This is a genomic window from Mycobacterium colombiense, assembly GCF_001665835.1.
Taxonomy (GTDB): Bacteria; Actinomycetota; Actinomycetes; order Mycobacteriales; family Mycobacteriaceae; genus Mycobacterium; species Mycobacterium colombiense_A.
In genome coordinates, this window is sequence record NZ_LZSX01000025.1 from 44,212 (window position 1) to 67,533 (window position 23,322).

At 67.6% G+C, this 23,322-nt stretch carries 24 protein-coding genes, 1 tRNA gene and 1 pseudogene; 14 read left to right on the forward strand and 12 right to left on the reverse strand.

Features of this window, described 5'->3' with window-relative positions; genetic code table 11:
- Positions 1-64: 64 nt before the first annotated feature.
- Positions 65-346: a hypothetical protein gene (locus tag A5760_RS04690; protein WP_196771993.1), complete on the forward strand. Its 282-nt coding sequence runs from the start codon at positions 65-67 to the stop codon at positions 344-346.
- Between the two features lie 14 nt (positions 347-360).
- Here the strand turns inward: A5760_RS04690 and A5760_RS04695 are convergent, their stop codons facing one another.
- Complete coding sequence (locus A5760_RS04695; RefSeq protein WP_419538220.1) at positions 361-780, reverse strand: CAP domain-containing protein; 420 nt, start codon at positions 778-780, stop codon at positions 361-363.
- Between the two features lie 306 nt (positions 781-1,086).
- On the opposite strand from A5760_RS04695, the gene stf0 reads away from it, so the two are divergent.
- The 3 genes from stf0 (at position 1,087) to A5760_RS04705 (ending at position 3,303) form a co-directional block, all read left to right on the forward strand.
- Positions 1,087-1,890, forward strand: a complete 804-nt coding sequence (gene stf0, locus A5760_RS04700) for a trehalose 2-sulfotransferase (protein ID WP_064878152.1) — start codon at positions 1,087-1,089, stop codon at positions 1,888-1,890.
- Positions 1,891-2,014: 124 nt separating this feature from the next.
- Entirely contained in the window at positions 2,015-2,179 is a 165-nt protein-coding gene (locus A5760_RS26930) for a hypothetical protein (RefSeq protein WP_196771987.1), read from the forward strand.
- Positions 2,173-3,303, forward strand: coding sequence for a YeiH family protein (locus tag A5760_RS04705; RefSeq protein WP_064878422.1), 1,131 nt, complete (start codon positions 2,173-2,175; stop codon positions 3,301-3,303). Before A5760_RS26930 ends, A5760_RS04705 begins: the two co-directional genes overlap by 7 nt.
- 53 nt (positions 3,304-3,356) lie before the next feature.
- On the opposite strand, the gene A5760_RS25970 is transcribed toward A5760_RS04705, so the two are convergent.
- Entirely contained in the window at positions 3,357-3,872 is a 516-nt protein-coding gene (locus A5760_RS25970; RefSeq protein WP_231122550.1) for an aminotransferase class V-fold PLP-dependent enzyme, read from the reverse strand.
- A 189-nt stretch (positions 3,873-4,061) separates the two neighbouring features.
- Here A5760_RS25970 and A5760_RS04715 point away from each other — a divergent pair, with 189 nt between their 5' ends.
- From A5760_RS04715 to A5760_RS04740, 6 genes are all read left to right on the forward strand, one after another.
- Positions 4,062-4,457, forward strand: coding sequence for a hypothetical protein (locus A5760_RS04715; RefSeq protein ID WP_231122542.1), 396 nt, complete (start codon positions 4,062-4,064; stop codon positions 4,455-4,457).
- Positions 4,458-5,390 (forward strand): cysteine synthase A, encoded by a 933-nt coding sequence (cysK, locus tag A5760_RS04720; protein WP_064878158.1) that lies wholly within the window; start codon positions 4,458-4,460, stop codon positions 5,388-5,390. It begins immediately after the preceding gene.
- Between the two features lie 2 nt (positions 5,391-5,392).
- Positions 5,393-6,076 (forward strand): serine O-acetyltransferase, encoded by a 684-nt coding sequence (gene cysE / locus A5760_RS04725; RefSeq protein ID WP_064878160.1) that lies wholly within the window; start codon positions 5,393-5,395, stop codon positions 6,074-6,076.
- Positions 6,077-6,291: 215 nt separating this feature from the next.
- Entirely contained in the window at positions 6,292-7,413 is a 1,122-nt protein-coding gene (locus tag A5760_RS04730) for an LLM class flavin-dependent oxidoreductase (RefSeq protein WP_064878162.1), read from the forward strand.
- Positions 7,410-8,531 (forward strand): LLM class flavin-dependent oxidoreductase, encoded by a 1,122-nt coding sequence (locus A5760_RS04735; RefSeq protein ID WP_064878164.1) that lies wholly within the window; start codon positions 7,410-7,412, stop codon positions 8,529-8,531. The genes A5760_RS04730 and A5760_RS04735 overlap by 4 nt, the downstream gene beginning before the upstream one ends.
- On the forward strand, positions 8,528-9,913 hold the full coding sequence (locus tag A5760_RS04740) for an NtaA/DmoA family FMN-dependent monooxygenase (RefSeq protein WP_064878166.1): 1,386 nt from the start codon (positions 8,528-8,530) through the stop codon (positions 9,911-9,913). The genes A5760_RS04735 and A5760_RS04740 overlap by 4 nt, the downstream gene beginning before the upstream one ends.
- Before the next feature lie 33 nt (positions 9,914-9,946).
- Here A5760_RS04740 and A5760_RS04745 read toward each other — a convergent pair.
- Positions 9,947-10,019, reverse strand: a tRNA-Asn gene (locus A5760_RS04745).
- A 147-nt stretch (positions 10,020-10,166) separates the two neighbouring features.
- Between A5760_RS04745 and A5760_RS04750 the strand changes: the two genes are divergently transcribed.
- On the forward strand, positions 10,167-10,445 hold the full coding sequence (locus A5760_RS04750; protein WP_064878168.1) for a hypothetical protein: 279 nt from the start codon (positions 10,167-10,169) through the stop codon (positions 10,443-10,445).
- Here A5760_RS04750 and dnaG read toward each other — a convergent pair.
- The 3 genes from dnaG to A5760_RS04765 all read right to left on the reverse strand — a co-directional run bounded on the left by dnaG (position 10,429) and on the right by A5760_RS04765 (position 14,367).
- On the reverse strand, positions 10,429-12,387 hold the full coding sequence (gene dnaG, locus A5760_RS04755) for a DNA primase (RefSeq protein WP_064878170.1): 1,959 nt from the start codon (positions 12,385-12,387) through the stop codon (positions 10,429-10,431). The genes A5760_RS04750 and dnaG overlap by 17 nt on opposite strands.
- Before the next feature lie 30 nt (positions 12,388-12,417).
- Complete coding sequence (sodC, locus tag A5760_RS04760; RefSeq protein WP_082279334.1) at positions 12,418-13,035, reverse strand: superoxide dismutase[Cu-Zn]; 618 nt, start codon at positions 13,033-13,035, stop codon at positions 12,418-12,420.
- Positions 13,036-13,101: 66 nt separating this feature from the next.
- Positions 13,102-14,367 (reverse strand): deoxyguanosinetriphosphate triphosphohydrolase, encoded by a 1,266-nt coding sequence (locus tag A5760_RS04765; protein WP_064878174.1) that lies wholly within the window; start codon positions 14,365-14,367, stop codon positions 13,102-13,104.
- Positions 14,368-14,455: 88 nt separating this feature from the next.
- Between A5760_RS04765 and A5760_RS04770 the strand changes: the two genes are divergently transcribed.
- The gene (locus A5760_RS04770; protein ID WP_064878175.1) at positions 14,456-16,447 is read left to right on the forward strand and encodes a TPM domain-containing protein; all 1,992 of its coding nucleotides are present in this window, start codon (positions 14,456-14,458) and stop codon (positions 16,445-16,447) included.
- A gap of 187 nt (positions 16,448-16,634) precedes the next feature.
- Here A5760_RS04770 and A5760_RS27750 read toward each other — a convergent pair.
- From A5760_RS27750 to A5760_RS04780, 3 genes and pseudogenes are all read right to left on the reverse strand, one after another.
- Positions 16,635-16,779, reverse strand: a pseudogene (locus tag A5760_RS27750) (hypothetical protein); the annotation flags it as partial.
- Between the two features lie 515 nt (positions 16,780-17,294).
- Positions 17,295-18,524, reverse strand: a complete 1,230-nt coding sequence (locus A5760_RS04775; protein WP_064878176.1) for a PPE family protein — start codon at positions 18,522-18,524, stop codon at positions 17,295-17,297.
- Between the two features lie 251 nt (positions 18,525-18,775).
- Entirely contained in the window at positions 18,776-20,167 is a 1,392-nt protein-coding gene (locus tag A5760_RS04780) for a glycine--tRNA ligase (protein WP_064878177.1), read from the reverse strand.
- A gap of 191 nt (positions 20,168-20,358) precedes the next feature.
- On the opposite strand from A5760_RS04780, the gene A5760_RS04785 reads away from it, so the two are divergent.
- Positions 20,359-20,787, forward strand: a complete 429-nt coding sequence (locus tag A5760_RS04785; protein WP_196771989.1) for an ArsR/SmtB family transcription factor — start codon at positions 20,359-20,361, stop codon at positions 20,785-20,787.
- The gene (locus tag A5760_RS04790; RefSeq protein WP_064878178.1) at positions 20,784-21,179 is read left to right on the forward strand and encodes a Fur family transcriptional regulator; all 396 of its coding nucleotides are present in this window, start codon (positions 20,784-20,786) and stop codon (positions 21,177-21,179) included. The genes A5760_RS04785 and A5760_RS04790 overlap by 4 nt, the downstream gene beginning before the upstream one ends.
- A gap of 4 nt (positions 21,180-21,183) precedes the next feature.
- On the opposite strand, the gene A5760_RS04795 is transcribed toward A5760_RS04790, so the two are convergent.
- The 3 genes from A5760_RS04795 to recO are packed head-to-tail and all read right to left on the reverse strand — an operon-like array spanning position 21,184 to position 23,319.
- Entirely contained in the window at positions 21,184-21,612 is a 429-nt protein-coding gene (locus A5760_RS04795) for a hypothetical protein (protein WP_064878180.1), read from the reverse strand.
- Complete coding sequence (locus tag A5760_RS04800; protein WP_082279336.1) at positions 21,612-22,529, reverse strand: decaprenyl diphosphate synthase; 918 nt, start codon at positions 22,527-22,529, stop codon at positions 21,612-21,614. Before A5760_RS04800 ends, A5760_RS04795 begins: the two co-directional genes overlap by 1 nt.
- Positions 22,522-23,319 carry a DNA repair protein RecO gene (gene recO / locus A5760_RS04805; protein WP_064878182.1) on the reverse strand — a complete coding sequence of 266 codons (798 nt, stop codon included), beginning with the start codon at positions 23,317-23,319 and terminating at the stop codon, positions 22,522-22,524. The genes A5760_RS04800 and recO overlap by 8 nt, the downstream gene beginning before the upstream one ends.
- Positions 23,320-23,322: the final 3 nt, after the last annotated feature.

Sequence of the window (23,322 nt, forward strand, 5' to 3'; positions counted from 1 at the left end):
AAGGTCGCGCACCTGAAGGAGTGACGTCATCGTGGCTCGGGAGTGTGATGGACCCGATCGGGTCATCAAGAACGGCTGCCCGCTGCAATGCCGGTTGCGGTATGGCGGGACGGCCGACGAACTGGTCAGTGACCAGGTCGATTGGGCGGGGCTGCCCGTCAACCTGGACTTCGCGTTCTCGCGGGGCCAACGCGACAAGGTCTTGGCGCAGCATCTGCTGCGCCGGCGCGGTACGCAGTTCGGCCCGTGGCGACACGGCGCCCTGGTGTGCGTCTGCGAGGCGGCCGACGAGCGTGACGGCGGGGAAACGCGTTTGTCCGCGCTCGAAAACGCGTCCCCGGAGTAACTTCCTTCTGCCGCTTACCGTTTGGGCTGGTCGGGCTGACCGTACACCGCCACATCCGGGTTGGAATACCACTGGTCGACCAGTTCCAGGCTGCTGATGGCGATGGCCGGGTTGATGGCCACCGTCTCGGCGGCCCTGCCGCGAAAGCCCGCGGCGTTGGCGCGGTCTTGCGGCGTCGAGCCGTCGGAGTCGGTGTCGTCGTTGATGTTTCGGTTGTTGATCATGTCGTCGGCGTGCCACTCGGCGGCGAGGGTGAGCGCGTTGTTCCTGATGACGTCGTTCGTGCAGCCCGCCTGGTGCTGCAGGGTGTAGACGGCGGACACGACCGCGCTGTTGAGCCGCTTGTTGTCGGCCCGCGCGGCGGGAGCCGCCACAACCGTCGTGCCCAAGAGGACAACACCGGCCGCGCGGCGGCTTCGGGCAGACGGGCCGATGCCCAGCCGGTGGCGCACGCAGGCGGCGGGATCGATCTGCGGATAAACTCGGGCGGCCGCCGGAAATAGATTGCAACGCAGCGCTTCTCAATGCAACGCTTCTCAACGCAGCACGGGTCGCGCCGCTGACGCGGCTTTCCGTCCCCTCCGAAACCAGATGAGCACCCACGGCCACCGTCCCGTTCGGCTGTCGTCGCCGAAAGCCACAGTTCGGGCAAGTCTGTTTCAACGCAAGGGTTTCCTTCAGGCTGACCCTAAGCGCGCCAGCTCCGGATACGAATTGAGCGTTCTGGATACACTCTGCCGGTGAGCAATAGCCCGTCGTCATATCTGGTGTTGGCGTCGCAGCGCAGCGGCAGCACGCTGCTGGTCGAGTCGCTGCGCGCCACCGGCGTGGCCGGCGAGCCACAGGAGTTCTTCCAATACCTCCCGTCCACCAGCCAGTCCCCGCAGCCACGGGAGTGGTTCGCCGGCGTCGAGGACGAGTCGATCCTGAGCCTGCTCGACCCGCTGGACGTCGGGACGCCGGACCTGGCGGCGCCGGAGATCTGGCGCGCCTACATCCGCACGGTCGGACGGACACCCAACGGGGTGTGGGGCGGCAAGCTGATGTGGAACCAGACGCCGCTGCTGCTGGACCGTGCGAAGAACCTCCCGGACCGCAGTGGCGACGGCCTGCTGGCGGCGATCACCGACGTGGTGGGCGAGCAGCCCTTGCTGATCCACGTCTACCGGCCCGATGTGGTCTCGCAGGCGGTGTCGTTCTGGCGGGCGGTGCAGACGCGGGTCTGGCGGGGCAGGCCCGATCCGGTCCGGGACGCGCGCGCCACCTATCACGCCGGAGCGATCGCCCACGTCGTCACCATGCTGCGCGCGCAGGAAGCGGGCTGGCGCAACTGGTTCGCCGAGGAAGACATCAAGCCGATGGACATCTCGTATCCGGTGTTGTGGCGCAACCTGACTCAGGTGGTGGGATCCATCCTCGAGGCATTGGGGATGGACCCGCAACTGGCGCCCCAGCCGGTGCTGGAGCGCCAGGCCGACCATCGCTCCGACGAGTGGGTGGACCGCTACCGTGCCGATGCCGAGAAGCACGGCCTGCCAACCTGATCGACCGGCAGAGCTAAATTCAGCCCGAGCCAATCACTTGGATGTGGCGCGCGCGGACGCCACCATTCGGAGTCGACGGGTGCGGCTGGGAGACGCCGCCATGGGCGCTTGAGGAGCGGTCATCGTGGGTGAAGGCGCGCCAACTGACGGAAGAGACCCCGACCGTTCGCAGCGGCCGGATTGGGCGGCCCGGCTCGGTTCGGTGTCGGTGGACTCGTGGGCGACGGCGGTGGCGGGTGTGATCGTCGCGTTGGCCGTGGCCAACGTGCTCCCGAAGGTCCCCTGGTGACCGGCGTGAGCACGGTCCAGGTGGAGCCCGACGAAACGTCGGATGAAGCCACCTTCACCAGCGCCCGTCCGCTCGACTATGTGCCCGGCATCCTGCTCCTGATCGGCGTCGGGGTGTTGGGCAAGTACGCCCAGATCTGGTGGAACGCGCTGGGCAAGCACCAACACTGGACCGTGCCCGACATCGAATATGTGTTGTGGGCGATCGTGATCGGGTTGCTCATCACCAACACCATCGGCCTGCACAAGATATTCCGCCCCGGCGTGCTGACCTACGAATTCTGGCTCAAGGTCGGCATCGTGGCGCTTGGTTCGCGATTCGTGCTGGGCGATATCGCCAAGCTCGGCGGGATCAGCCTGGTGCAGATCTTGGTGGACATGACCATTGCCGGAACGATCATCATCGTGGTGGCCCGCGCGTTCGGGTTGTCGGGCAAGCTCGGCTCGCTGTTGGCGATAGGCACGTCCATCTGCGGGGTGTCGGCCATCGTGGCGGCCAAGGGCGCGATCCGGGCCCGCAACTCCGATGTCAGCTACGCGATCGCCGCGATCCTGGCGCTGGGGGCGGTGTCACTGTTCGTGCTGCCGCCACTAGGCCATGCGATCGGTCTCACCGACCACGAATTCGGTTTGTGGGCAGGGCTTTCGGTGGACAACACCGCCGAGACCACCGCCACCGGATACCTGTACTCCGACCATGCCGGCAAGATCGCGGTGCTGGTGAAGTCGACCCGCAACGCGCTGATCGGGTTCGTCGTGCTGGGCTTCGCGCTGTTTTGGGCGGGTCGGGGGCAAGCCGACGAGATCGCGCGGGGCGCCAAGGCCAAGGCCGCGTTCGTCTGGAACAAGTTCCCGAAATTCGTGCTCGGTTTCCTGGTGGTCTCGGCGATCGCCACCGCCGGCTGGCTGACGAAGGGTCAGACCGCCAACCTCGCGAACGTGTCGAAATGGGCGTTCCTGCTGACCTTTGCCGGTGTGGGACTCAACACCGACATCCGTCAGATCGCGCGCACCGGGTGGCGTCCGCTGGTGGTCGCGGTCATCGGGCTCACCGTCGTCGCCACGGTCTCGCTCGGCATCGTGTTGCTGACGTCACGCGTATTAGGTTGGGGCGCAGGAACCTAAAGGTTCTTCCGGCCCGACTACGTCACGCAATTCGCCCGGCTGGGCGGCGCCACTCAGCCGACGTTAGCGCCGCCTTCGGCGATCCGGCTCACCGCCTTCAGGCAGTGGTGGCCGGCCCGCACCGCGATGCCTTCCGCGTTGACCACCTTGCCCACCTCGAGTGGTTCGTGTCCGGCCAGCACGAACGACAGCGCGCTGGCTTTCTCCTCGGCGGTACCCCACCAGGCGCACACCCGGACCGTCGCCCAGCCGCGGCGTCGCGTACTCGAGCAATGCGTGCTCGTGGGCGGCGATGCGTTCGATTCCCCCGCTCGAGGTAGCGCAGGGCCTGCCCTCAGCCCGACGGCGTCGGCGATGTTCCCGGTGCCGGCCTCGAACTTGGTCGGTGCCCTTGGTCCAGCGACCGCTCCAGTGTGTCGCCGGAGATCATCTGACCCGCCGTGCTCGCTCGCCGCAGCGGGTCTACGCGCCGAGCGAAGGTAAGGGTATGGCCTGGCCAGAAGGCCTAAAGCCGGGTTGAGCCCAACGATCGACCACGGCCGATGGCCTATACTCGTGATATGCAACACCCCGTACAGCCGCGCTTTGTCCCGTCGCGCCGCATCGTCGTGGACTGTTGTTGCTGTTGTTGTTGATTTCCTCAAGCGCTCTGACGTTGTAAAAATCCCCGCTCGCCCATGTCAGGGCGGTATCGCCGGGTCTGCCGGCGGAATGACGACGCGGGCCCGCGGATCGCCTTTCAGGAAGACCACCTACCCATGACCGTATTGTCCGAGCCCGACCGTGCCCTGGCGCCGATGGCGCGCGCCACGGCGGATGCGGCGCTTGTCGGAGCGTTTCAGGTGCGAATCCCGCTCATACTCAGTGCCAACGCCAGTCACGAAGAGCTGGATGCGGACGGCTTCGCCGTCGCTGGGCCGATCGAACCCGGCACGGATTTCCATCTACGTCAGGCGCCCGACACTTGGGGAATAACGCTCACCGCGAAAACGGTTGCCGATCTGCATGGACGCGTGCTCACCGGGGTGGCGCTGGATGAAGCGTCGCAACGCTTTACCCCGGTGGCGCTAGCCATCCCCACCGAGATGAACATAGAGTTCGGTATTAGCTGGCAGGCAGAGGCCTGGTCCTACGTCGTTGGAGACAATAGGTAGATGAGCATCGCGGAGAACGTCACGGAATTGATCGGTAACACCCCGCTGGTCCGGCTGAACCGGGTCACCGAAGGTGCGGTCGCCGACGTCGTCGCCAAGCTGGAATTCTTCAACCCGGGCAACAGCGTCAAGGACCGCATCGGGGTCGCGATGATCGACGCGGCCGAGCAGGCGGGCCTGATCAAACCGGACACCATCATCCTGGAGCCGACGAGCGGGAACACCGGCATCGCCCTGGCGCTGGTGGCCGCGGCCCGCGGCTACCGTTGCGTGCTGACCATGCCGGAGACCATGAGCGTCGAGCGTCGAATGTTGTTGCGCGCCTTGGGCGCCGAGATCGTTCTGACGCCGGGTCCCGATGGCATGCCGGGTGCCATCGCCAAGGCCGAGGAACTGGCCAAGAGCGACCAACGTTATTTCGTGCCACAGCAATTCGAGAACGAGGCCAACCCCGCCATCCACCGCGCCACCACCGCGGAGGAAGTGTGGCGCGACACCGACGGTAAAGTCGACATCTTCGTCGCCGGCGTGGGCACCGGTGGCACCATCACCGGCGTCGCCCAGGTGATCAAGGAACGCAAGCCCTCCGCACAATTCATCGCCGTGGAGCCGGCCGGGTCCCCGGTGCTGTCCGGCGGACAGAAGGGACCGCACCCCATCCAGGGCATCGGCGCCGGGTTCGTCCCGCCGGTGCTCGCGATGGATCTGGTCGACGAGGTGATCGCCGTCGGCAACGAGGAATCCATCACCCTGGCCCGGCGGCTGGCCGCGGAAGAGGGACTGTTGGTCGGCATCTCCTCGGGGGCGGCGGTGGTCGCCGCCCTGCAGGTAGCCCGCCGGCCCGAGAACGCCGGAAAGCTCGTCGTCGTGGTGCTGCCCGACTTCGGCGAGCGGTACCTCAGCACGCCGTTGTTCGCCGATCTGGCCGATTAGCCATGCTCGAAGCCATCCGACGTGACATACGAGCGGCCCGGGAGCGCGACCCGGCCGTTCCGACCACGCTGCAGGTGATCTTCGCCTACCCGGGCGTGCATGCCATCTGGGGTCACCGCATCAATCACTGGCTGTGGCAGCGCGGGGCAAGGCTGGTCGCGCGCATCACCGCCGAAATCACCCGGATCCTGACCGGCGTCGAGATCCATCCCGGTGCCGTCCTGGGTCCCGGTCTCTTCATCGACCACGCGACCGGGGTGGTGATCGGCGAGACCGCCGAGGTGGGCGAAGACGTGACCCTCTACCACGGCGTCACCCTCGGCGGCAGCGGCAGGGACACCGGAAAACGCCATCCCACCATCGGCGATCGGGTGACGATCGGCGCCGGGGCGAAGATCTTGGGCGCGATCAAAATCGGTGACGACAGCCGCATCGGCGCCAATGCCGTGGTGGTCAAAGAGGTTCCGTCGTGCTCGGTGGTCGTCGGGGTGCCCGGGCAGGTCATCAGCCGCAGCCGTCCCGGCAGTCCGGACGACTCGATGATGCCCGACCTCGTCGGCGTCAGCCTGCAGTCGCTGATGACCCGGGTGACCAGACTCGAAGCCCGGGCAGACGGCAACCAGAGCAATCACGTCATCAGGCCGCCCGAGGCCGGTGTCTGGCACGGCGAGGACTTCTCCATCTGATCTGTGAAAGATCGTGGAGCCCAGCTGAACACGCCCTGATCGCCGGTATTCGCCACCCTGCACCGAATCCGCATCGGCGCGTTCCGCGGGGGTTGAGCTCGGCGAAGTATTACTCACGCTGAACTTAACCCGCTCGTGGAATGCATCGCCGTCCACAGCGTTGCACAGTGGGTTATGACCACGGCGCGCGACGGCGACACTTTCGGGGGCCGACGATGACCGAGCTACATCTGGCGGTCGGCCTGGATGGCTACGGCTGGCACCCCCAGGCGTGGCGATACGCGTTCGCGCACAACACGACCGGTGGCGGGCAGCTCAGCGGTCGCTATTGGGCCGGACTAGCGGGCACCGCCGAGCGCGGGCTGCTGGATTTCCTGACCATCGACGACAGCCTGGACGTGCAGCCGGGCCGCCGGGCCGAGATCTCCCCGCGGCGCCTGGCGGGTCGCGCCGATGCCACGCTGGTGGCCGCCCGTATCGCGCCGGTGACCAAACACATCGGCATGATTCCCGTTGCCACAGTGACGCATACCGAGCCGTTCCACATCTCCAAAGCGATTGCGACGCTTGACCATGTCTCGCACGGCCGGGCGGGCTGGCAGGTGCGGGTGAGCCCGACCGCGCACGAAGCGGCGCTGTTCGGCCGGCGCGCCGCCCCCGCCGCCGACGAACTGTTCGACGAGGCCGCCGACGCCGTGGAGGTGGTGCGCCGCCTGTGGGACAGCTGGGAGGACGACACCGTCATCCGTGACGTCGCGACCGGTCGCTACATCGACCGCGACAAGCTGCACTACATCGACTTCACCGGCGAGCACTTCTCGGTCAAGGGGCCCTCGATCACCCCGCGGCCACCCCAGGGCCAGCCGGTGGTTACGGCGCTGGCGCACGCACCGCGGGTCTACGAGTTCGCTGCCGCCAACGCCGACCTGGTGTTCGTCACCCCGCATGACGAGGACTCCCTGCGTGCGATCCTGACCGACGTCAGCCACGCGCGGCGCGCCGCGGGCCGCGAGATCCAGGTCTATGCGGACCTGGTGGTGTCGCTGGCCGACGATCCGTTGGCACCGGCGGCGGCCATCTCCTCCGACGCGCACGTATTCATCAGCAACACAAGCGATCTGGCGGAGTTTCTGCTCGCCTGGCAGGACGCGGGGGTCGACGGCGTGCGGCTGCGGCCCGCGATCAACGCCATCGACCTGCCCGCCATCGTCGACGACCTGGTGCCGCGGCTGCAGCACGCCGGCCGATTCCGCGCCGGCTATCGCGACGGCGAGACGCTGCGCGAACGCCTGGGCCTGGCGCCCGCACTTAACCGGTACGCGACGGTGCCGTCATGACCGTCACTCCCCTGTCGATCCTCGACCTCGCGCCCATCAGCGCCGGCAGCGACGCCGCGACGGCACTGCGCAACACGATCGACCTGGCCCAGCACGCCGAGCGCTGGGGCTACCGGCGCTACTGGCTCGCCGAGCACCACTTCGTCGCGGTGGCCAGCTCGTCACCGGTGACGCTGATCGGCCAAATCGCCGCGGCCACAGAACGAATCCACGTCGGATCGGCCGCGGTGCAGGTCGGCCACACGACGGCGCTCGCCGTGGTGGAAAGCTTCGGCATCCTCGACGCGCTCTACCCCGGCCGCATCGACATGGGGCTGGGCCGGTCCGGGCAGCGGCGCCGAGAGGCGGCCTCGTCGTCTCCGGCCGTACCCGAACCGGCTCCCACGCCGTGGCGTGAGGTGGCCGGCGTCGTCATCCCCACACCCTTCGACCAGTCACCGCTGATGAAAAGCGACCGGATCCGGGCCCAGGCGTCGGTGCTCGCCCAGCCTTGTGCACAACCCCCCGACTTCGCCGAACAGCTGGCCGACATCGAGGCGATGCTGGACGGCACCTACAGCGTCAATGGCCATGAGCTGCATGCTGTTCCGGGCGAGCACGCCCAGTTGACACCGTGGATCTTCGGCAGCACCAAAGGGCAGAGCGCCGAGGTGGCCGGCGCCCGCGGGCTGCCGTTCGTCGCCAGTTACCACATCACCCCCGGCACGGCGCTCGATGCGATCACCGCGTACCGCAACGCATTCCGGCCGTCCGCCCGGCTCTCCGAGCCGTACGTGGTGGTCTCGGCCGACGTCGTGGTTGCCGAGGACAGCGCGACCGCACGACACCTCGCGTCCGGTTACGGCCGCTGGGTGCATTCCATCCGCAGCGGCCGCGGCGCGGTCCCCTACCCGGACCCCGACTTCTGCGAGCCGTTGACCGACGAGCAGCAGGCGCTGGTAGCCGACCGCACCGCAACACAATTCGTCGGCAATCCGGACGAGGTCGCCGACCGGCTCGAGCTACTGCGCCAAGCCACCGATGCCGACGAACTGGTGATCACCTCGGTGACGCACCGGCACGTCGACCGGCTGCGCTCACATGAATTGATCGCCAAGCGATGGGGATTGACCGGATGAGCGTTCGAGAAGCGGCCCGCCGCAAGCAGATTCATCTGGGCGCGCACTTTCCCGGGGTGAACAACACCACGGTGTGGTCGGACCCCAGCGCGGGCAGCCAGATCGCGTTCGAATCGTTTGTGCACCTTGCCAAGACGGCCGAGCGGGGACTGTTCGACTTCTTCTTCCTGGCCGAAGGCCTGCGGCTGCGTGAGCATCGCGGCAGGATCCACGACCTCGACGTTGTCGGCAGACCCGACACCTTCACCGTGCTGGCGGCGCTCGCCGCGGTCACCGACAGGCTCGGGCTCGCCGGCACCATCAACACCACCTTCAACGAACCCTACGAGGTGGCACGGCAATTCGCGACGCTGGACCACCTTTCCGACGGGCGGTCGGCCTGGAACATGGTCACCTCCTCGGACGCGTTCACCGGGGAGAACTTCCGCCGCGGCGGCTTTCTCGCCCACGCAGACCGCTACCACCGGGCCGAGGAATTCATCACCGTGGCCCGGCGGTTCTGGGACAGCTGGGCGGCCGAGGCCGTCGTCGCCGACGTCGACGCCGGAATCTATGCCGATCCGGCCCGCATCGGCAGCGTCGAGCACCGCGGCCCGCAATTCGATGTCCGAGGCGTCGCCTCGCTGCCCGCGGGGCCGCAAGGCCACCCGGTACTGCTGCAGGCCGGCGACTCCGACGACGGCCGCGACTTCGGCGCCCGGCACGCCGATGCCCTGTTCACGCTGCACGGGTCGCTCGAGGCGGGCCAGCGCTACTACGCCGACGTGAAGAGCCGCGCCGCGGCCTACGGGCGGGATCCCGACCAGCTCAAGGTGCTGCCCGGTGCGACGTTCGCGCTGGGTGACAGCCCCGCCGAGGCGCAGGACAACGCCCGCCACATCCGCGAGCAGCAGGTCAGCGGCCCGACCGCGATCGCGTTCCTCGAACAGGTGTGGGGCGTGGACCTCTCGGCCTACGACCCCGGCGGGCCGCTGCCCGACGTCGACCCCGTCGAGAACCCGAACATCACGCGAGGACGGGTACGGCACGGCGACCCCAAGACGGTCGCCCAAACCTGGCGGGCCCGAGCGGAGGCCGAAAGCCTGTCGATCCGCGAGCTGATCATCGAAGTGACCAGCCGCCAGCAGTTCGTCGGGACTCCGCAGCAGGTGGCCGAGGAGATCGACCGCTACGTGCAGGCGGATGCCTGCGACGGCTTCATCCTGGTGCCGCACCTGACGCCGCACGGCCTCGACGAATTCGTCGACAAGGTGGTGCCGCTGCTGCAGGAGCGCGGTAGCTTCCGCACCGAATACCGCGGCCACACCTTGCGCGAGCATCTGGGCCTGTCACCCACGCCGGGGTGGGCGGGAAATCCAGCCGGTATCGCCATCGGCCAATGAGAGCCGGCAGAGTGCCTGCCACAGTGAATTTTGCTCCCCCGCCTGGACTCGAACCAGGAACCCTTCGGTTAACAGCCGAATGCTCTGCCAATTGAGCTACAGGGGACTAACCCGATCGCGGGACGACTCTAGCGTACTGGCACGACCGCACCCAACTGCGGACCAGTGGCGATCGCCAGCGCGGCGTGGCCGGACGCAGCGGGTCGCCGGGCGGTGAGGCAGGATGGAGCCATCGATAGTCGGGAGGACCGTTTTGATCCGGTATGTCGTGGTGCTTGGACTGGGTTACGTGCTGGGCTCGAAGGCCGGGCGTCGCCGATACGAGCAGCTCGTCGGCACTTATCGCGCGCTGACCAGCAGTCCGGTGGCCAAGTCGATGATCGAGGGGGGACGCCGCAAGGTCGCCAATCGGATCTCCCCCGACGCCGGTTTCGTCACGCTGACGGAGATCGACGACAAAACGGCCATCATGGAACGCGACGTCGAGGGCTCGGCCGACGACGCGCTCGCGCCGTCTAATCGTCGCCGCTAGCCTGCTCCAACAGGCTGCGCCGGTAGGACTCCATCGCCACCAGGTCGCCGAACAGGGCGTGATACTCGTCGCCCTGCTCGATCGGCGACATGCGCTGCAGCTTCGACTTCACCTCGGCGATCTGCCGGCCCATCCACACCTCTTGCAGCCGGGCCAGCACGCCGCCGATGTAGCGCGGCAGCTTCTCCTCGTCGACCTGGATGGCCTCCACACCCAGCTCGCTGGCCAGACCGGCCGTCAGGGGCGACGAGGCCTGATCACGCACCGCCTCGATCCACTGCCCGCCGGTGACCCCGCTCGACGTACCCCCCGCGGTCTCGATGGCCGCGCGGATGGCCGCGTACCCGGGATGGGTGAAGCTCTCGATGGTCAGCGTGTCGAACACCGGCCCCGCGAACGCCGGGTACTGCAGGGCCGCCTTGAGCGCCTCCCGTTGTGGCCACAGGGTGGGATCACGCGGGTCCGGACGGCCGGCGGCGGCTGCCTGGGCCGCGGCCGGTGCCGGCTCGGCCCCGCGGCGGGAGGCCTTCGGCGCGGAACCGCCGCGGGCCTGGGCGTTAGAGCTCTTGGCCTGCCTGCGCACCCGGTCGATCAGCTGCGCGACATCGTCCCAGCCGACCCACCCGGCGAGCTGGCGAGCGTACTCGTCGCGCAGCGTGGGGTCCTTGATCTGGCTCACCATCGGCACGCAGCGGCGCAGCGCGGCAACACGGCCCTCGGCGCTGTCCAGATCCATCTCGGCGAGCGCCGAACGTATTGCGAATTCGAACAGCGGGGTTCGCCGCGCCACCAGGTCGCGCAGCGCGCCGTCGCCGGACTTCAGCCGGAGATCGCACGGATCCATGCCGTCCGGCGCGACGGCCACGAACGACTGGCCCGCCAGGTTCTGCTCGCCGCCGAAGGCCTTGAGCGCGGCGGCCCGCCCGGCCGCGTCACCGTCGAAAACGTAGATCAGTTCGCCGCGAAAGAAGCTGTCGTCCATCATCAGTCGGCGCAGCATCGACAGATGCTCGTCGCCGAACGCGGTGCCGCACGAGGCGACGGCCGTGGTGACCCCGCTCAGATGCATCGCCATCACGTCGGTGTAGCCCTCGACGACGACGGCTTGGTGCCCCTTGGCGATGTCGCGTTTGGCCAAGTCGATCCCGAACATCACGTTCGACTTCTTGTACAGCAGCGTCTCGGGCGTGTTGATGTACTTGGCTTCCATCGGATCGTCGTCGAACAGCCGCCGGGCCCCGAAGCCGATCACCTCACCGGCCGAACTCCGGATGGGCCACAACAATCGGCGGTGGAAGCGGTCCATCGGTCCGCGGCGCCCCTGCCGCGACAGGCCGGCCGCTTCCAGCTCCTTGAACTCAAAGCCCTTGCGCACCAAGTGCTTTGTCAGCGAATCCCAGCCCGACGGCGCGAAGCCGCAACCGAAGCGACGGGCCGCCTCGGCGTCGAAGTTCCGCTCGGTCAGGTACTGCCGCGCCGGTGCGGCCTCGGCGGATTCCAGCGCCGCCGCATAGAACTCCGCCGCGGCCGCGTTGGCCGCGACGAGCCGGCTGCGACTGCCGCGGTCGCGCTGCACGCTGGTCGCCGGGCCGGAGTAATTGATGGTGTGGCCGATCCGGTCGGCGAGCAGTTCGACCGCCTCGACGAAGCTGATGTGTTCGATCTTCTGGATGAACGCGTACACGTCGCCGCCCTCACCACAGCCGAAGCAGTGAAAGTGGCCGTGGTTGGGGCGGACGTGAAACGACGGCGACTTCTCGTCGTGGAACGGACACAGGCCCTTGAGTGAATCGGCGCCGGCGCGCCGCAATTGGACGTAATCGCCGACGACTTCGTCGATGCGCACCCGTTCGCGGATGGCCGCGATGTCGCGGTCGGGAATCCGGCCGCGCCCCCGGGCACGGCCATCGCCCTCCGCGCGTGAACCTGCCGGGCTTGACATCGGCTCAGTCTAAGGGCGCGACGGCGAAAGCTAGCCGGTACCGATGACGCCGCAGGCGACCCGGTCCATCGCGTTCTCGGTGTCCTGCGCACCGTGCAGCATCAGCGCGGTCTTGTTGCCGGCCAGCAGGTCGTCCCGGTTGAACGAATCGGTGGTGGTGACCAGGTACGCCGAGCCGTCCTGACGGACCTCGAGCGACGCCAGATCGCCGCTTTCCGGCTTCCCGGTGTGGCCGGGCGCCTGGTAGTGACCGCCGGCGGACAGGAAGTTCCCGGGTGCACCGCCGGTGGGAGCCACCGAGTTCGGCTCGCACTTGCCGATCTCGTGCACGTGCAGGCCGTGGATGCCGGGCGTCAGGATGCCCGGCGCCGCCGTCTTCACGGTGACGGTCACGTAGCCGCCGGTGAAGTCGAAGGTCGCGGTGGCCGCCGAGCGGCCATCGGGCGTCTTCAGGTCCGCGTTGAGCGAGCCGCCGGCCGGTGCCGGGGTCGTCGTCTCACCGGAGGACGTCGGAGCGGCACTCTTCACCGGCGGGGTAGTGCCCGGCTGGGTGCTCGCATGCTGCGGTGAACTGCAGGCCGCCATGGCGACGACGGGCAGTCCCATAAAGAAGGAGGCCAAAAAGGGCGAGCCGCTGAATTTCTTCATGTCGGGCAGCCTAACTCGCGGCGGCCCCGCCGAGTCCCGGACCGGACGACTTGATGCCCGCCGCGACTACGGCGCGGCCTGGCGGACGTCGATCCGTTCGAGCCGTCCCTCGGTGAACGAGGCGATCTGATCGACGATGACCCGCCATCTCGCGCCGTCGTCCGCCGCGGTGTTGAAGGCCGCAGCAAAGACCGGATCGAGCGTTCGGGGCGCTCCGGCATACAGCCAGTGCGCAACCCGGTGGATGCGTTCGCGCTGACCGGCTTGGGTTTCCAGATGCCGCGGATCGGACATGATGAATTGCAGCGCCAGGATTTTCAGCAAGGCGACCTCGGCACGCACCAGGTCGGGAACCTGTAGCTCGGCCCGGTAGCGGACCAGGGGCCCTGGGCCGGCCGCCGCGCGGGTGGTGGCGATGGCGGCCGAGGCGAACCTGCCGACCAGCTCACTGGTCAACCGCTTCAGCGCGACCGAAGCGGCGAGCGTGGCGTCGTACTTGCCGACGGCGGCGACCACCGGCAGGGCGGCGAGCCGTCGCGCGGCCGCCATGAAGTCATCGGCACGCACCCGGGAGAATTCGGTCTCGCCCAGTTTGGCCAACGCGGCGGCCTCGTCGTCGTCGGCGAGCACCCGCAGGTCGATGCGTTGGGACACCACACCGTCCTCGACGTCGTGCACCGAATACGCCACGTCGTCGGCCCAGTCCATGACCTGCGCCTCCAGGCACATCCGGCCCTCCGGCGCGCCCGCCCGAACCCAGGCGGCCGGCTCGCGGTCGTCGTCGTAGAACCCGAACTTGCGTTGCCCTTCGCCGCGCGGCCACGGATACTTGGTGACCGCGTCCAGCGACGCGCGAGTCAGATTCAGTCCCGCGCTATTGCCTTGTTCGTCAAGGACTTTGGGCTCGAGACTGGTCAGGATTCGGAAGTTCTGGGCGTTGCCCTCGAAGCCGCCATAATCCGTTGCGACCTCATCGAGCGCACGTTCACCGTTGTGGCCATAGGGCGGGTGGCCGATGTCGTGGGCCAGTCCCGCCAGCTCGACCAGCTCGAGGTCGCAGCCCAGCCCGATCGCCATCCCCCGCCCGATCTGGGCGACCTCGAGCGAGTGCGTCAGCCGGGTGCGCGGCGTGTCCCCTTCGCGGGGCCCGACCACCTGGGTCTTGTCGGCCAACCGGCGCAGCGCGGCGCTGTGCAGAACGCGCGCGCGATCGCGGGCGAAGTCGGTGCGGTGCTGACCCTCGGTACCCGGCAGACCCGCAGTCTTCGGCGCTTCGGCCACCCGTCGCTGACGGTCGAAGTCGTCGTATGGGTCGTGCTGATTCCCGGTCACCGACGCACAGTCTGCCAGGGAATGCCCGCCGAAGTCTGGCTCGACTCAGGGCTACTGGCGTGTGTCGTCACGGGGCTAGATTGGCCCTATGCGTTGCACCGCTCGCATAATCGCCATGATCGCGACGATCCTCACGGTCGGCTTCGGCGGCAGCCTGCTCCTGGCACCGTCCGCCGGCGCGCAACCACCATTCCGGTTGGCCGACTACATCACTGATCCCGCGGGAGCCTTATCGAATTCCGGGCACAGCGCGGTCAACTCCGCCCTCAACAAGCTGTACACCGACCGCCACATCCGGCTGTGGGTGGTTTACGTCGACAACTTCTCCGGGCAGACCGCGGCCGAATGGGCACAACGCACCGTGAGCAGCAGCGACCTGGGCGACTACGACGCGCTGCTGGCCGTCGGCACCACCAGCCGCGAATACGCGTTCCTGGTGCCCTCCACGATCAAGAGCATCAACGCAAACCAGGTCGACAAGTTGCGGCGCAACAAGATCGAGCCCGCCCTGCACAACGGGGATTGGAGCGGAGCCGCCGTCGCGGCGGCCAACGGGCTCGACGCCTCCCCCGGTTCGTCGGGCCGGGCGGCACTGCTGGCCGTGCTGGCGGGCATCGTCGTCTCGTTGGCAGTCCTATTGCTGGTCATGCGTTATCGGGGCCGGCGCCGCCGCGCCGCGGCGTTGGCCGCGGCACGCCGGGTCGACCCCACCGACGCCGATGCGCTGGCCGCGGTGCCGCCGCAGGCGCTCGACGACCTGTCCCGCGCGCTGGTGGTGGACGTCGACAACGCGGTACGCACCAGCGCCAACGAATTGGACCTGGCGGTCAGCGAATTCGGCGAAGACCGCACCCAGCCATTCACCCAGGCCGTGACCAATGCGAAAGCTGCTCTGTCCCAGGCATTCACGATCCGCCAGCAGCTCGACGACGCGACGCCCGAGACGCCGGCGCAGCGCCGCGAGTTGCTCACCCAGGTGATCGTCTCGGCGGCGCGAGCCGACCGCGAACTGGAGTCACAGACCGAGGCATTCGAGAAGTTGCGCGATTTGGTGATCAACGCCCCCACCCGGCTGGACTCGCTGACGCAGCAGTACGTGGAACTCACCACCCGCATCGCCCCGGCCGAGGAACGACTTGCCGCGCTGCACAAGGACTTCAGTGCCGCGGCGTTGACTTCGGTGGCCGGCAATGTCACGGCGGCCAAGGAGCGCCTGGCGTTCGCCGACCGCAACATCGGCAGCGCCCGTGAGCTTGCCGCCCAAGCCGTCAGCGGGCAGCAAGCCGGTCTGGTCGATGCGGTCCGCGCCGCCGAGTCGGCGCTGGGCCAGGCGCGCGCGCTGCTCGACGCGGTGGACAACGGCGCCAGCGACATTCAGCACGCCATTGACCGGTTGCCGTCGGTGATGACCGACATCCAAAACGACATCGAGCGCGCAGACGAACTGCTGAAGAAGACACCGAACGCCAAAACCGCGCACCGCGGTGATCTGGTCGCGGCGCGCGACGCGGCCGTCCGGGCCGTCGAGAGCGCACGAGCCGGCGCATCCGACGATCCGTTGGGCGAGTTCAGTCAGCTGACCAAGGCCGACGCGGGCCTCAACGGGCGACTGGCCACGCTGGCCCAGGAGCAGGCCGCCGCCGAACAGCTGAACCGGTCATTGGAGCAGGCGTTGTTCACCGCGCAGTCGAGGGCGCGCGCGGTGTCGGACTACGTCGACACGCGTCGGGGCAGCATCGGCTCCGAGGCGCGCACCCGGCTGGCCGAGGCCAGGCGGCATCTCCAAGCCGCGGAGGATAAACGGTCGACGCTGCCGACCGAGGCGATCGCCCACGCCAATGCGGCGTCGACGCTGGCCGCCACGGCTCAGTCCCTGGCCAACGACGACGTGCAACTGGCGCAGCGTGCCTATATGGGTCGCGGCGGCGGCGACATGGGCGCGATGCTCGGCGGGATCATCATCGGCAACGTCCTCAGCGGAGGCATACGGGGCGGATTCGGCGGCTGGAGCCCGACCTCTTTCGGCGGCAGCCCGAGTTCGTCCGGCGGCGGATTCATGGGCGGCGGCGGCCGATTCTGAGCAGCGCTTGACGCCGGCGATCAGCTTTTGGCTTTGCTCCGGTCTCAGCCCGCTGCCGGGGAATGCGGTATCACGCCCGGGGCCCGCGGGACGGTGTCACCTTCCCACCCGCTCCACACACCGTCCGCAACGGCTGTCGGGCGGGGAACGTCGGCCATCTCTTCGGAAGCTTCGGCACTGACGTCCGACTTCGGCGCCCAGTGGTCATAGTCATCTGGTGGGACAACCACGCCCCACTTGAGTGGAACCGACAGGCCACCGAGCATGCCGGACTCACCTCGAACTGCCGACACCGTGTCATCCGGCAACGGCGAACCGAGAGGCAAAAGCACCCCTGCCCCCTTCCACAGCCGATAGAGCGTTCGGGCGCTGTGGCGAATCTATTTACACCAACCGGTCACATCGTAAGACAAAATGAAGAAAATATGCGGGAATTGCCAATGTTCATTTTTTGGGCACGCGCTCAACCGCGGGTGATCCGTCGCCGGGTCCACGACGGCAGCCGCCGATCACCGTCGCCCGCATCGACGGCGTCGTGTGCCGATGCCCGACTCGAGGCGCCATGCGGCGGATTGCCGAACCTATATCCGTTGGCGCGCAATATTTTAGGGCTATCATCGAAGTCGCACCCCGACGGCCGGACGAGGTTTTGCGGCGAGTCGCGGTAGTCGGTCTCGCCCGATTCGTCCCCTGAACGAGTAGACGGGCTGCGAATTTTTACAAGGCGCAACAGATGAATTCCGCCGCGCCATACAACGCTCATTGCCGCGTATGCCCGCATAACCAAAGTGTTGAATTCGCGCCCCATTGCACAACATTCACGACTGCAACAGCGGCACCGTCGCCGCTATCCCGGGCGGTTGCGCGGAACCACCTTGGGGCGAGACCTCACCACCTGAGCCCGGGTTCCGCGGTCCTCGCCCTCGGGGCCCTTCTCGCCGACCGGCATGGCGGCCATCGGCACGCCACTGCCCGACCCGGTAGTCGCCGCGGCGGCCGGCGCGCCAGAGCCCACGCCCGACATTGCCGGAGTGGCGATGTAGGCCGGCATCGACCCTTCCCACGCGGCGGGCACCGACATCGAGCCGATGAACCGCGCGCCACCCAGGCCCGCCGTGGCAACGCCCAAGGCGCCCAACCCCCCACCGGCCAACGGCTGCAGGTCGGATAGCGCGCTACCCGAACTGTGTGACGCACCGAGGGGCGCGCTGGTCGCGCCGACCAACGACGGCGCCAGTAACGGCGCAGCCGCGGGCGCCGCGGTGGGGCCGGCAGGACCCGCACTGTGGGCGAGCGTCGCCATGGGCGTCATCAACGCGGTGGCCGGGTACATCCCGGCCTGCGCCACCGTCGTCAACGTGGCCACCGGCGTCGACGTAAGCAACGAGACCGCCGGCGAGAGCGCCCCGAACACCGACTGCAGCTCGGAGGCGAACGCGGTCCCCAGCGAGGACAGGCCCTGGAAGAACTGCGACGCGAAACTCAGGGGCGCCGTCACCAATCCGGCCAGGCCCGCCAGGTCCGCGGATGGTGCGGCACCACCCCCCAGCGCCGCGGGCGGCACGCTGAACTCCGGCAATGCCTGCGCCATCGATTGAGCCCCGGCGTGATAGCCCAACATCGCGGCTACATCCTGCGCCCACATCTCGACGTATTCGAGCTCGGTCTGTGCGATGGCCGCCGTGTTGATGCCGAAGAAGTTGGTCGCGATCAGCACGAGCAGCCGGGCCCGGTTCGCGAGCACCTGCGGCAGCGGCACGGTCGCCACCAGAGCGCCCTCGAAAGCCAGCGCCGCAATCCGGGCCTGCAGGGCAGCCACCTCTGCTTGCGCCGCGGCGATAATCAGCCATTCCACGTAGGGCGCCGCGGCAGCGGTCATCGACATCGACGACGGCCCCGTCCAGGCGCCGCCGGCCAAATCGGAAACCGTGGTGTGAAACGACGACGCCGAGGATGACAGCTCAACCGCCAGACCATCCCAGGCCGAGGCCGCCTCGAACAGAGGTCCGGCCCCCGGGCCGCCAAATATCAAGGCCGAGTTGATCTCAGGAGGGAAGAACACAAACGCGGGAATCATTTGCAACCCCAACCGACCGAGTCAACGGCACCTACCCCGGACAGCCCGAAGTCCGCCCGCGGCCATTAGCTATCTACTTATGCCCCAGAGGGGATCCTAAGGCACCGGCACCACGAAAGGCCGAACTTTAAACAAACCTTATTTCGCAAATCCCGCGTCAATGATGGCGCATCGCCACCCGCGCGGGGCCTTCAGACGTGCGGCGGCGCAACGGGACAGACAATATACAAGACCGCGCCACAACTGGCCGATTAACAGCCCTTCAGGCGCGCCGCCAGATAATCCGCCACGGCATTCATCGGGACGCGGTCCTGGGACATGTCGTCGCGCCGGCGCACCGTCACGGCGTTGTCCTCGAGTGAGTCGAAATCGACCGTGACGCAGAACGGCGTACCAATCTCGTCCTGGCGCCGATAACGTCGCCCGATCGCACCGGCATCGTCGAAATCGATATTCCAGAACTTGCGCAACTCGGCGGCCAAGTCCCGCGCCTTGGGACTCAGGTCGGCATGACGGGACAGCGGAAGCACCGCAGCCTTGACCGGAGCCAGGCGCGGGTCCAGACGCAGCACCGTTCGTTTTTCCATCTTGCCCTTGGCGTTCGGGGCTTCGTCCTCCACGTAGGCGTCGACCAAGAACGCCATGAACGACCGCGTCAGGCCGGCGGCCGGCTCGATGACATAGGGCGTGTACCGGGTGTCGGTGACCTGGTCGTAGAAGGACAGGTCGACGCCGGAATGCTTTGCATGCGTCGACAAGTCGAAATCCGTGCGGTTGGCGACGCCTTCCAACTCGCCCCACGGATTACCGGCGAAGCCGAACTTGTACTCGATGTCGACGGTGCGATCGGAGTAGTGCGACAGCTTGTCGGCGGGGTGTTCGAATAACCGTAAGTTCTCCTGATCGATGCCCAGGTCGACATACCATTGCAGCCTGGTGTCAATCCAGTACTGATGCCATTCCTTCGCGGTCGACGGCTCGACGAAGAACTCCATTTCCATTTGTTCGAACTCGCGGGTCCGGAAAATGAAGTTGCCCGGGGTGATCTCGTTGCGAAAACTCTTGCCGATCTGGCCGATACCGAACGGCGGCTTCTTACGGGCGGTCGTCACCACGTTGGCAAAGTTGACGAAGATGCCCTGCGCCGTCTCGGGGCGCAGATAGTGCAGGCCCTCCTCGGTCTCGATCGGACCCAGGTAGGTCTTGAGCATCATGTTGAACTCGCGCGGCTCGGTCCACTGGCCCGGCTCGCCGGTCTCCGGGTCGCGGATGTCGGCCAGCCCGTTGGGCGGCGGGTGTCCGTGCTTGGCTTCGTAGGCCTCGATGAGATGGTCGGCGCGATAGCGCTTGTGGGTGATCAACGACTCGACCAGCGGGTCATGGAACACCTCCACGTGGCCGGAGGCCACCCACACCTGGCGCGGCAGGATGATCGACGAATCCAGGCCCACGACGTCGTCGCGACCGCTGACCACCGAGCGCCACCACTGCCGTTTGATGTTCTCTTTGAACTCCACGCCCAGCGGGCCGTAGTCCCACGCCGACCGGGTGCCACCGTAGATCTCCCCCGAGGGAAAGACGAAGCCGCGCCGTTTGGCCAGGTTCACTACGGTGTCGATGACGGACGCCACGGGGCGGTGCACTCCCTTTCCGGGTTCGGGCGGGCACGCGCGGCGGTCAACCGCGGTGCGCAGAGCATCAGTCATGGTAGCGATCGACGCAGCGCTCTTTGACATGCGTCATCATGCATGTGACAGTGGAGGGCAGCCGACAACGATATTCAACGGCGGATACTTTCCCACTACCTGGCAATTTTCGAGGTGATGCCGCTCCCATGATGACGTCCCCGTCACCATCCGCATCGATGCCGACCGCCGACGACGGCGACTCGGACCCCGGCGTGGTCGCCCACGACCACGACGCGCTCGGCGCCGCCGGGCACTCCGGCGTCTCCGCCTATCCGGTCCCGCCGCCGCGTGACATCCTCGATGCCGCAGGCGAGTTGTTGCGCGCGCTGGCCGCGCCCGTGCGGATCGCCATCGTGCTGCAGCTGCGCGAGTCCCACCGCTGCGTGCACGAGTTGGTGGATGCGTTGGGCGTCCCCCAGCCGCTGGTCAGCCAGCACCTGAAGATTCTGAAGGCGGCCGGGGTGGTCACCGGGGAGCGGTCCGGTCGCGAGGTGCTCTACCGGCTCGCCGATCACCACCTCGCGCATATCGTGGTGGACGCCGTCGCGCACGCCGGTGAGGAGCCGCGCCAATGACCGGAACCAGCGTCCGCTCCACCCGGCAGCGTGCAGCGATCTCCACGTTGCTGGAGACGCTCGACGAGTTCCGCTCGGCCCAAGAGCTGCATGACGAGCTGCGGCGCCGCGGCGAGAACATCGGCCTGACGACCGTCTACCGGACGCTGCAGTCGATGGCCGCGGCGGGGATGATCGACACGCTGCGCACCGACACCGGTGAATCGGTGTACCGCAGGTGTTCCGAGCACCATCACCACCACCTGGTGTGCCGCACCTGCGGCGCCACCATCGAGGTGGGCGATCACGAGGTCGAGGAGTGGGCGGCGGAAGTGGCTGCCAAACATGGCTTCTCCGACGTCAGCCACACCATCGAGATCTTCGGCACCTGTTCGGACTGCGGGGGCCGATAGCCGGTCAGGCTGTCAGCTTCCCGCGTATCCCGGCCCCGGTGTCCAGCACCAACAGGATCAGCGTCCGCAGGGCGTCATCGGTGAGGCCGCCGCCGGGGAAGTTGTAGCGCATCATCACGTCGGCGGTCTTCGAGGCGCCCTTGCCCGAATTGCGTTGCACGGCCTTCTCATTGACCTTTTCGATCAGGCTCACGCTGCCGAAATTGCTGTCGCGGGCCTCCTTGGCCACCTGCTCGCTGATTTTCTTGGTCAGCGGCAGGTCCCACGCCAATATCTGGGTGAGCGACACCAGGTCGAGGCCCTCGGCGATGTTGACCACCCGCAACGAGGCGATGGTGCCGTCGTGGCGGACCGTGATCGCGCCGTCGGTCTCCTCCTCGAGCGGGAGGACGTCGCCGAGTATCGACACCAGGCGTTCCTGCAGCGATGGCACTATGCGCTCCCGAATCTGCGGTTGCGGGAAGCGTATTCCTCACAGGCCGCCCACAAATCGCGGCGGTCGTAGTCGGGCCACAGCTTGTCCTGAAAGACGTATTCGGCGTACGCCGCCTGCCACAACATGAAATTGCTGGACCGGTGCTCCCCCGAGGTCCGCAGGAAAAGATCGACGTCGGGAATGTCGGGCCGCTGCAGGTGGTGCGCCACCGTCGACTCGGTGATGCGTTCCGGGTTCAGCCGGCCGGCGGCGGCCAACCGCGCAATTTCCTTTGTGGCCTCGGCGATTTCGGCGCGCCCACCGTAGTTGACGCAATAGTTGACCGTGATGACGTCGTTGTCCTTCGTCATGTCCTCCGCGATCGCCAATTCATTGATCACGCTGCGCCACAGGCGCGGCCGCGAACCCACCCACCGGATCTTGACCCCGATCGTCTTCAGGTTCACCCGGCGCATGCGCACCACGTCCCGGTTGAACCCCATCAGGAAGCGGACCTCCTCAGGAGAACGCTTCCAGTTTTCCGTGGAGAAGGCGTAGAGACTGAGCCATTTGATACCGAGTTCGATTGCGCCGCAGACGATGTCGATGACAACCGCCTCACCCGCCTTGTGGCCATCGGTCCGGGTCAGCCCCTGCTGGGTGGCCCAGCGGCCGTTGCCGTCCATCACGATAGCCACATGATTGGGCAGTCGATCGGCCTCGATTTTGGGCGGGGCCGCCTTGGAGATGTGCTGCGGCGGCCGGGACGGCCCACCGTCGGGGGACGGCGGCAGCTCCGGAAAGACGACCGGCCAGGCCGACTTGTCGGGAAACACCGGATAGTCGTCGGGCGCGGGTGGCAGCTGCGGGAAATCGGCTGACGCCGTGGCGCGCTCGGCCTTTCGACCAGAGTCGCCGGCCCAGAGTTTAGCCACAGTCCATATCCTGCCCGATCAGCGCCGCGCGCTGGTCGGCGATGGTCCGGTCGACGTGATACGTCCGTTCCACGAGTGGCAACGTCTTGAGCTGTCGCTCCAAATGCCACTGCAGGTGCGCGGCCACCAGACCGCTGACGTAGTTGCGGTGCGATTGCGGCGTCTGCTCGGCGAACTCCCAATCGCCGTCGTGCAGCGCGGACATCAGATCCAGCACCCCCGGCGGCGGCGTCGTCGAACCGGCCGGGCGGCAGTGTGTGCAGACGCTGCCGCCGGCGCCGACGTGGAACGCCCGATGGGGACCTGGCGTGGCGCAACGGGCGCACTCATTGAGCGCGGGCGCCCATCCGGCGATGCCCATCGCGCGCAGTAGGTAGGCGTCCAACAGGAGGTCCCGGGACCGGCGGCCGTCGGCCACCGCCCGCAACGCGCTCACCGTGAGCCCGTGCAGGGCCGGGGCGGGCGCGCGCTCCTCACCGGCGAGGCGCTCGGCGGTCTCCAGCATGGCGCAGCCGCAGGTGTAACGGCCGTAGTCGTTGACGATGTCGGTGGTGAACGCGTCAATGGAGACGACCTGGGTGACGATGTCGAGGTTGCGGCCCGGATGTAGCTGCGCGTCGATGTGCGCGAACGGCTCCAGCCGCGCACCGAATTTGCTGCGGGTGCGGCGAACGCCCTTGGCCACTGCGCGGACCAGCCCGTGATCACGAGTCAGCAGGGTGACGATCCGGTCGGCTTCGCCGAGCTTGTGCTGGCGCAACACAACAGCTCGGTCTCGGTATAGCCGCATCAC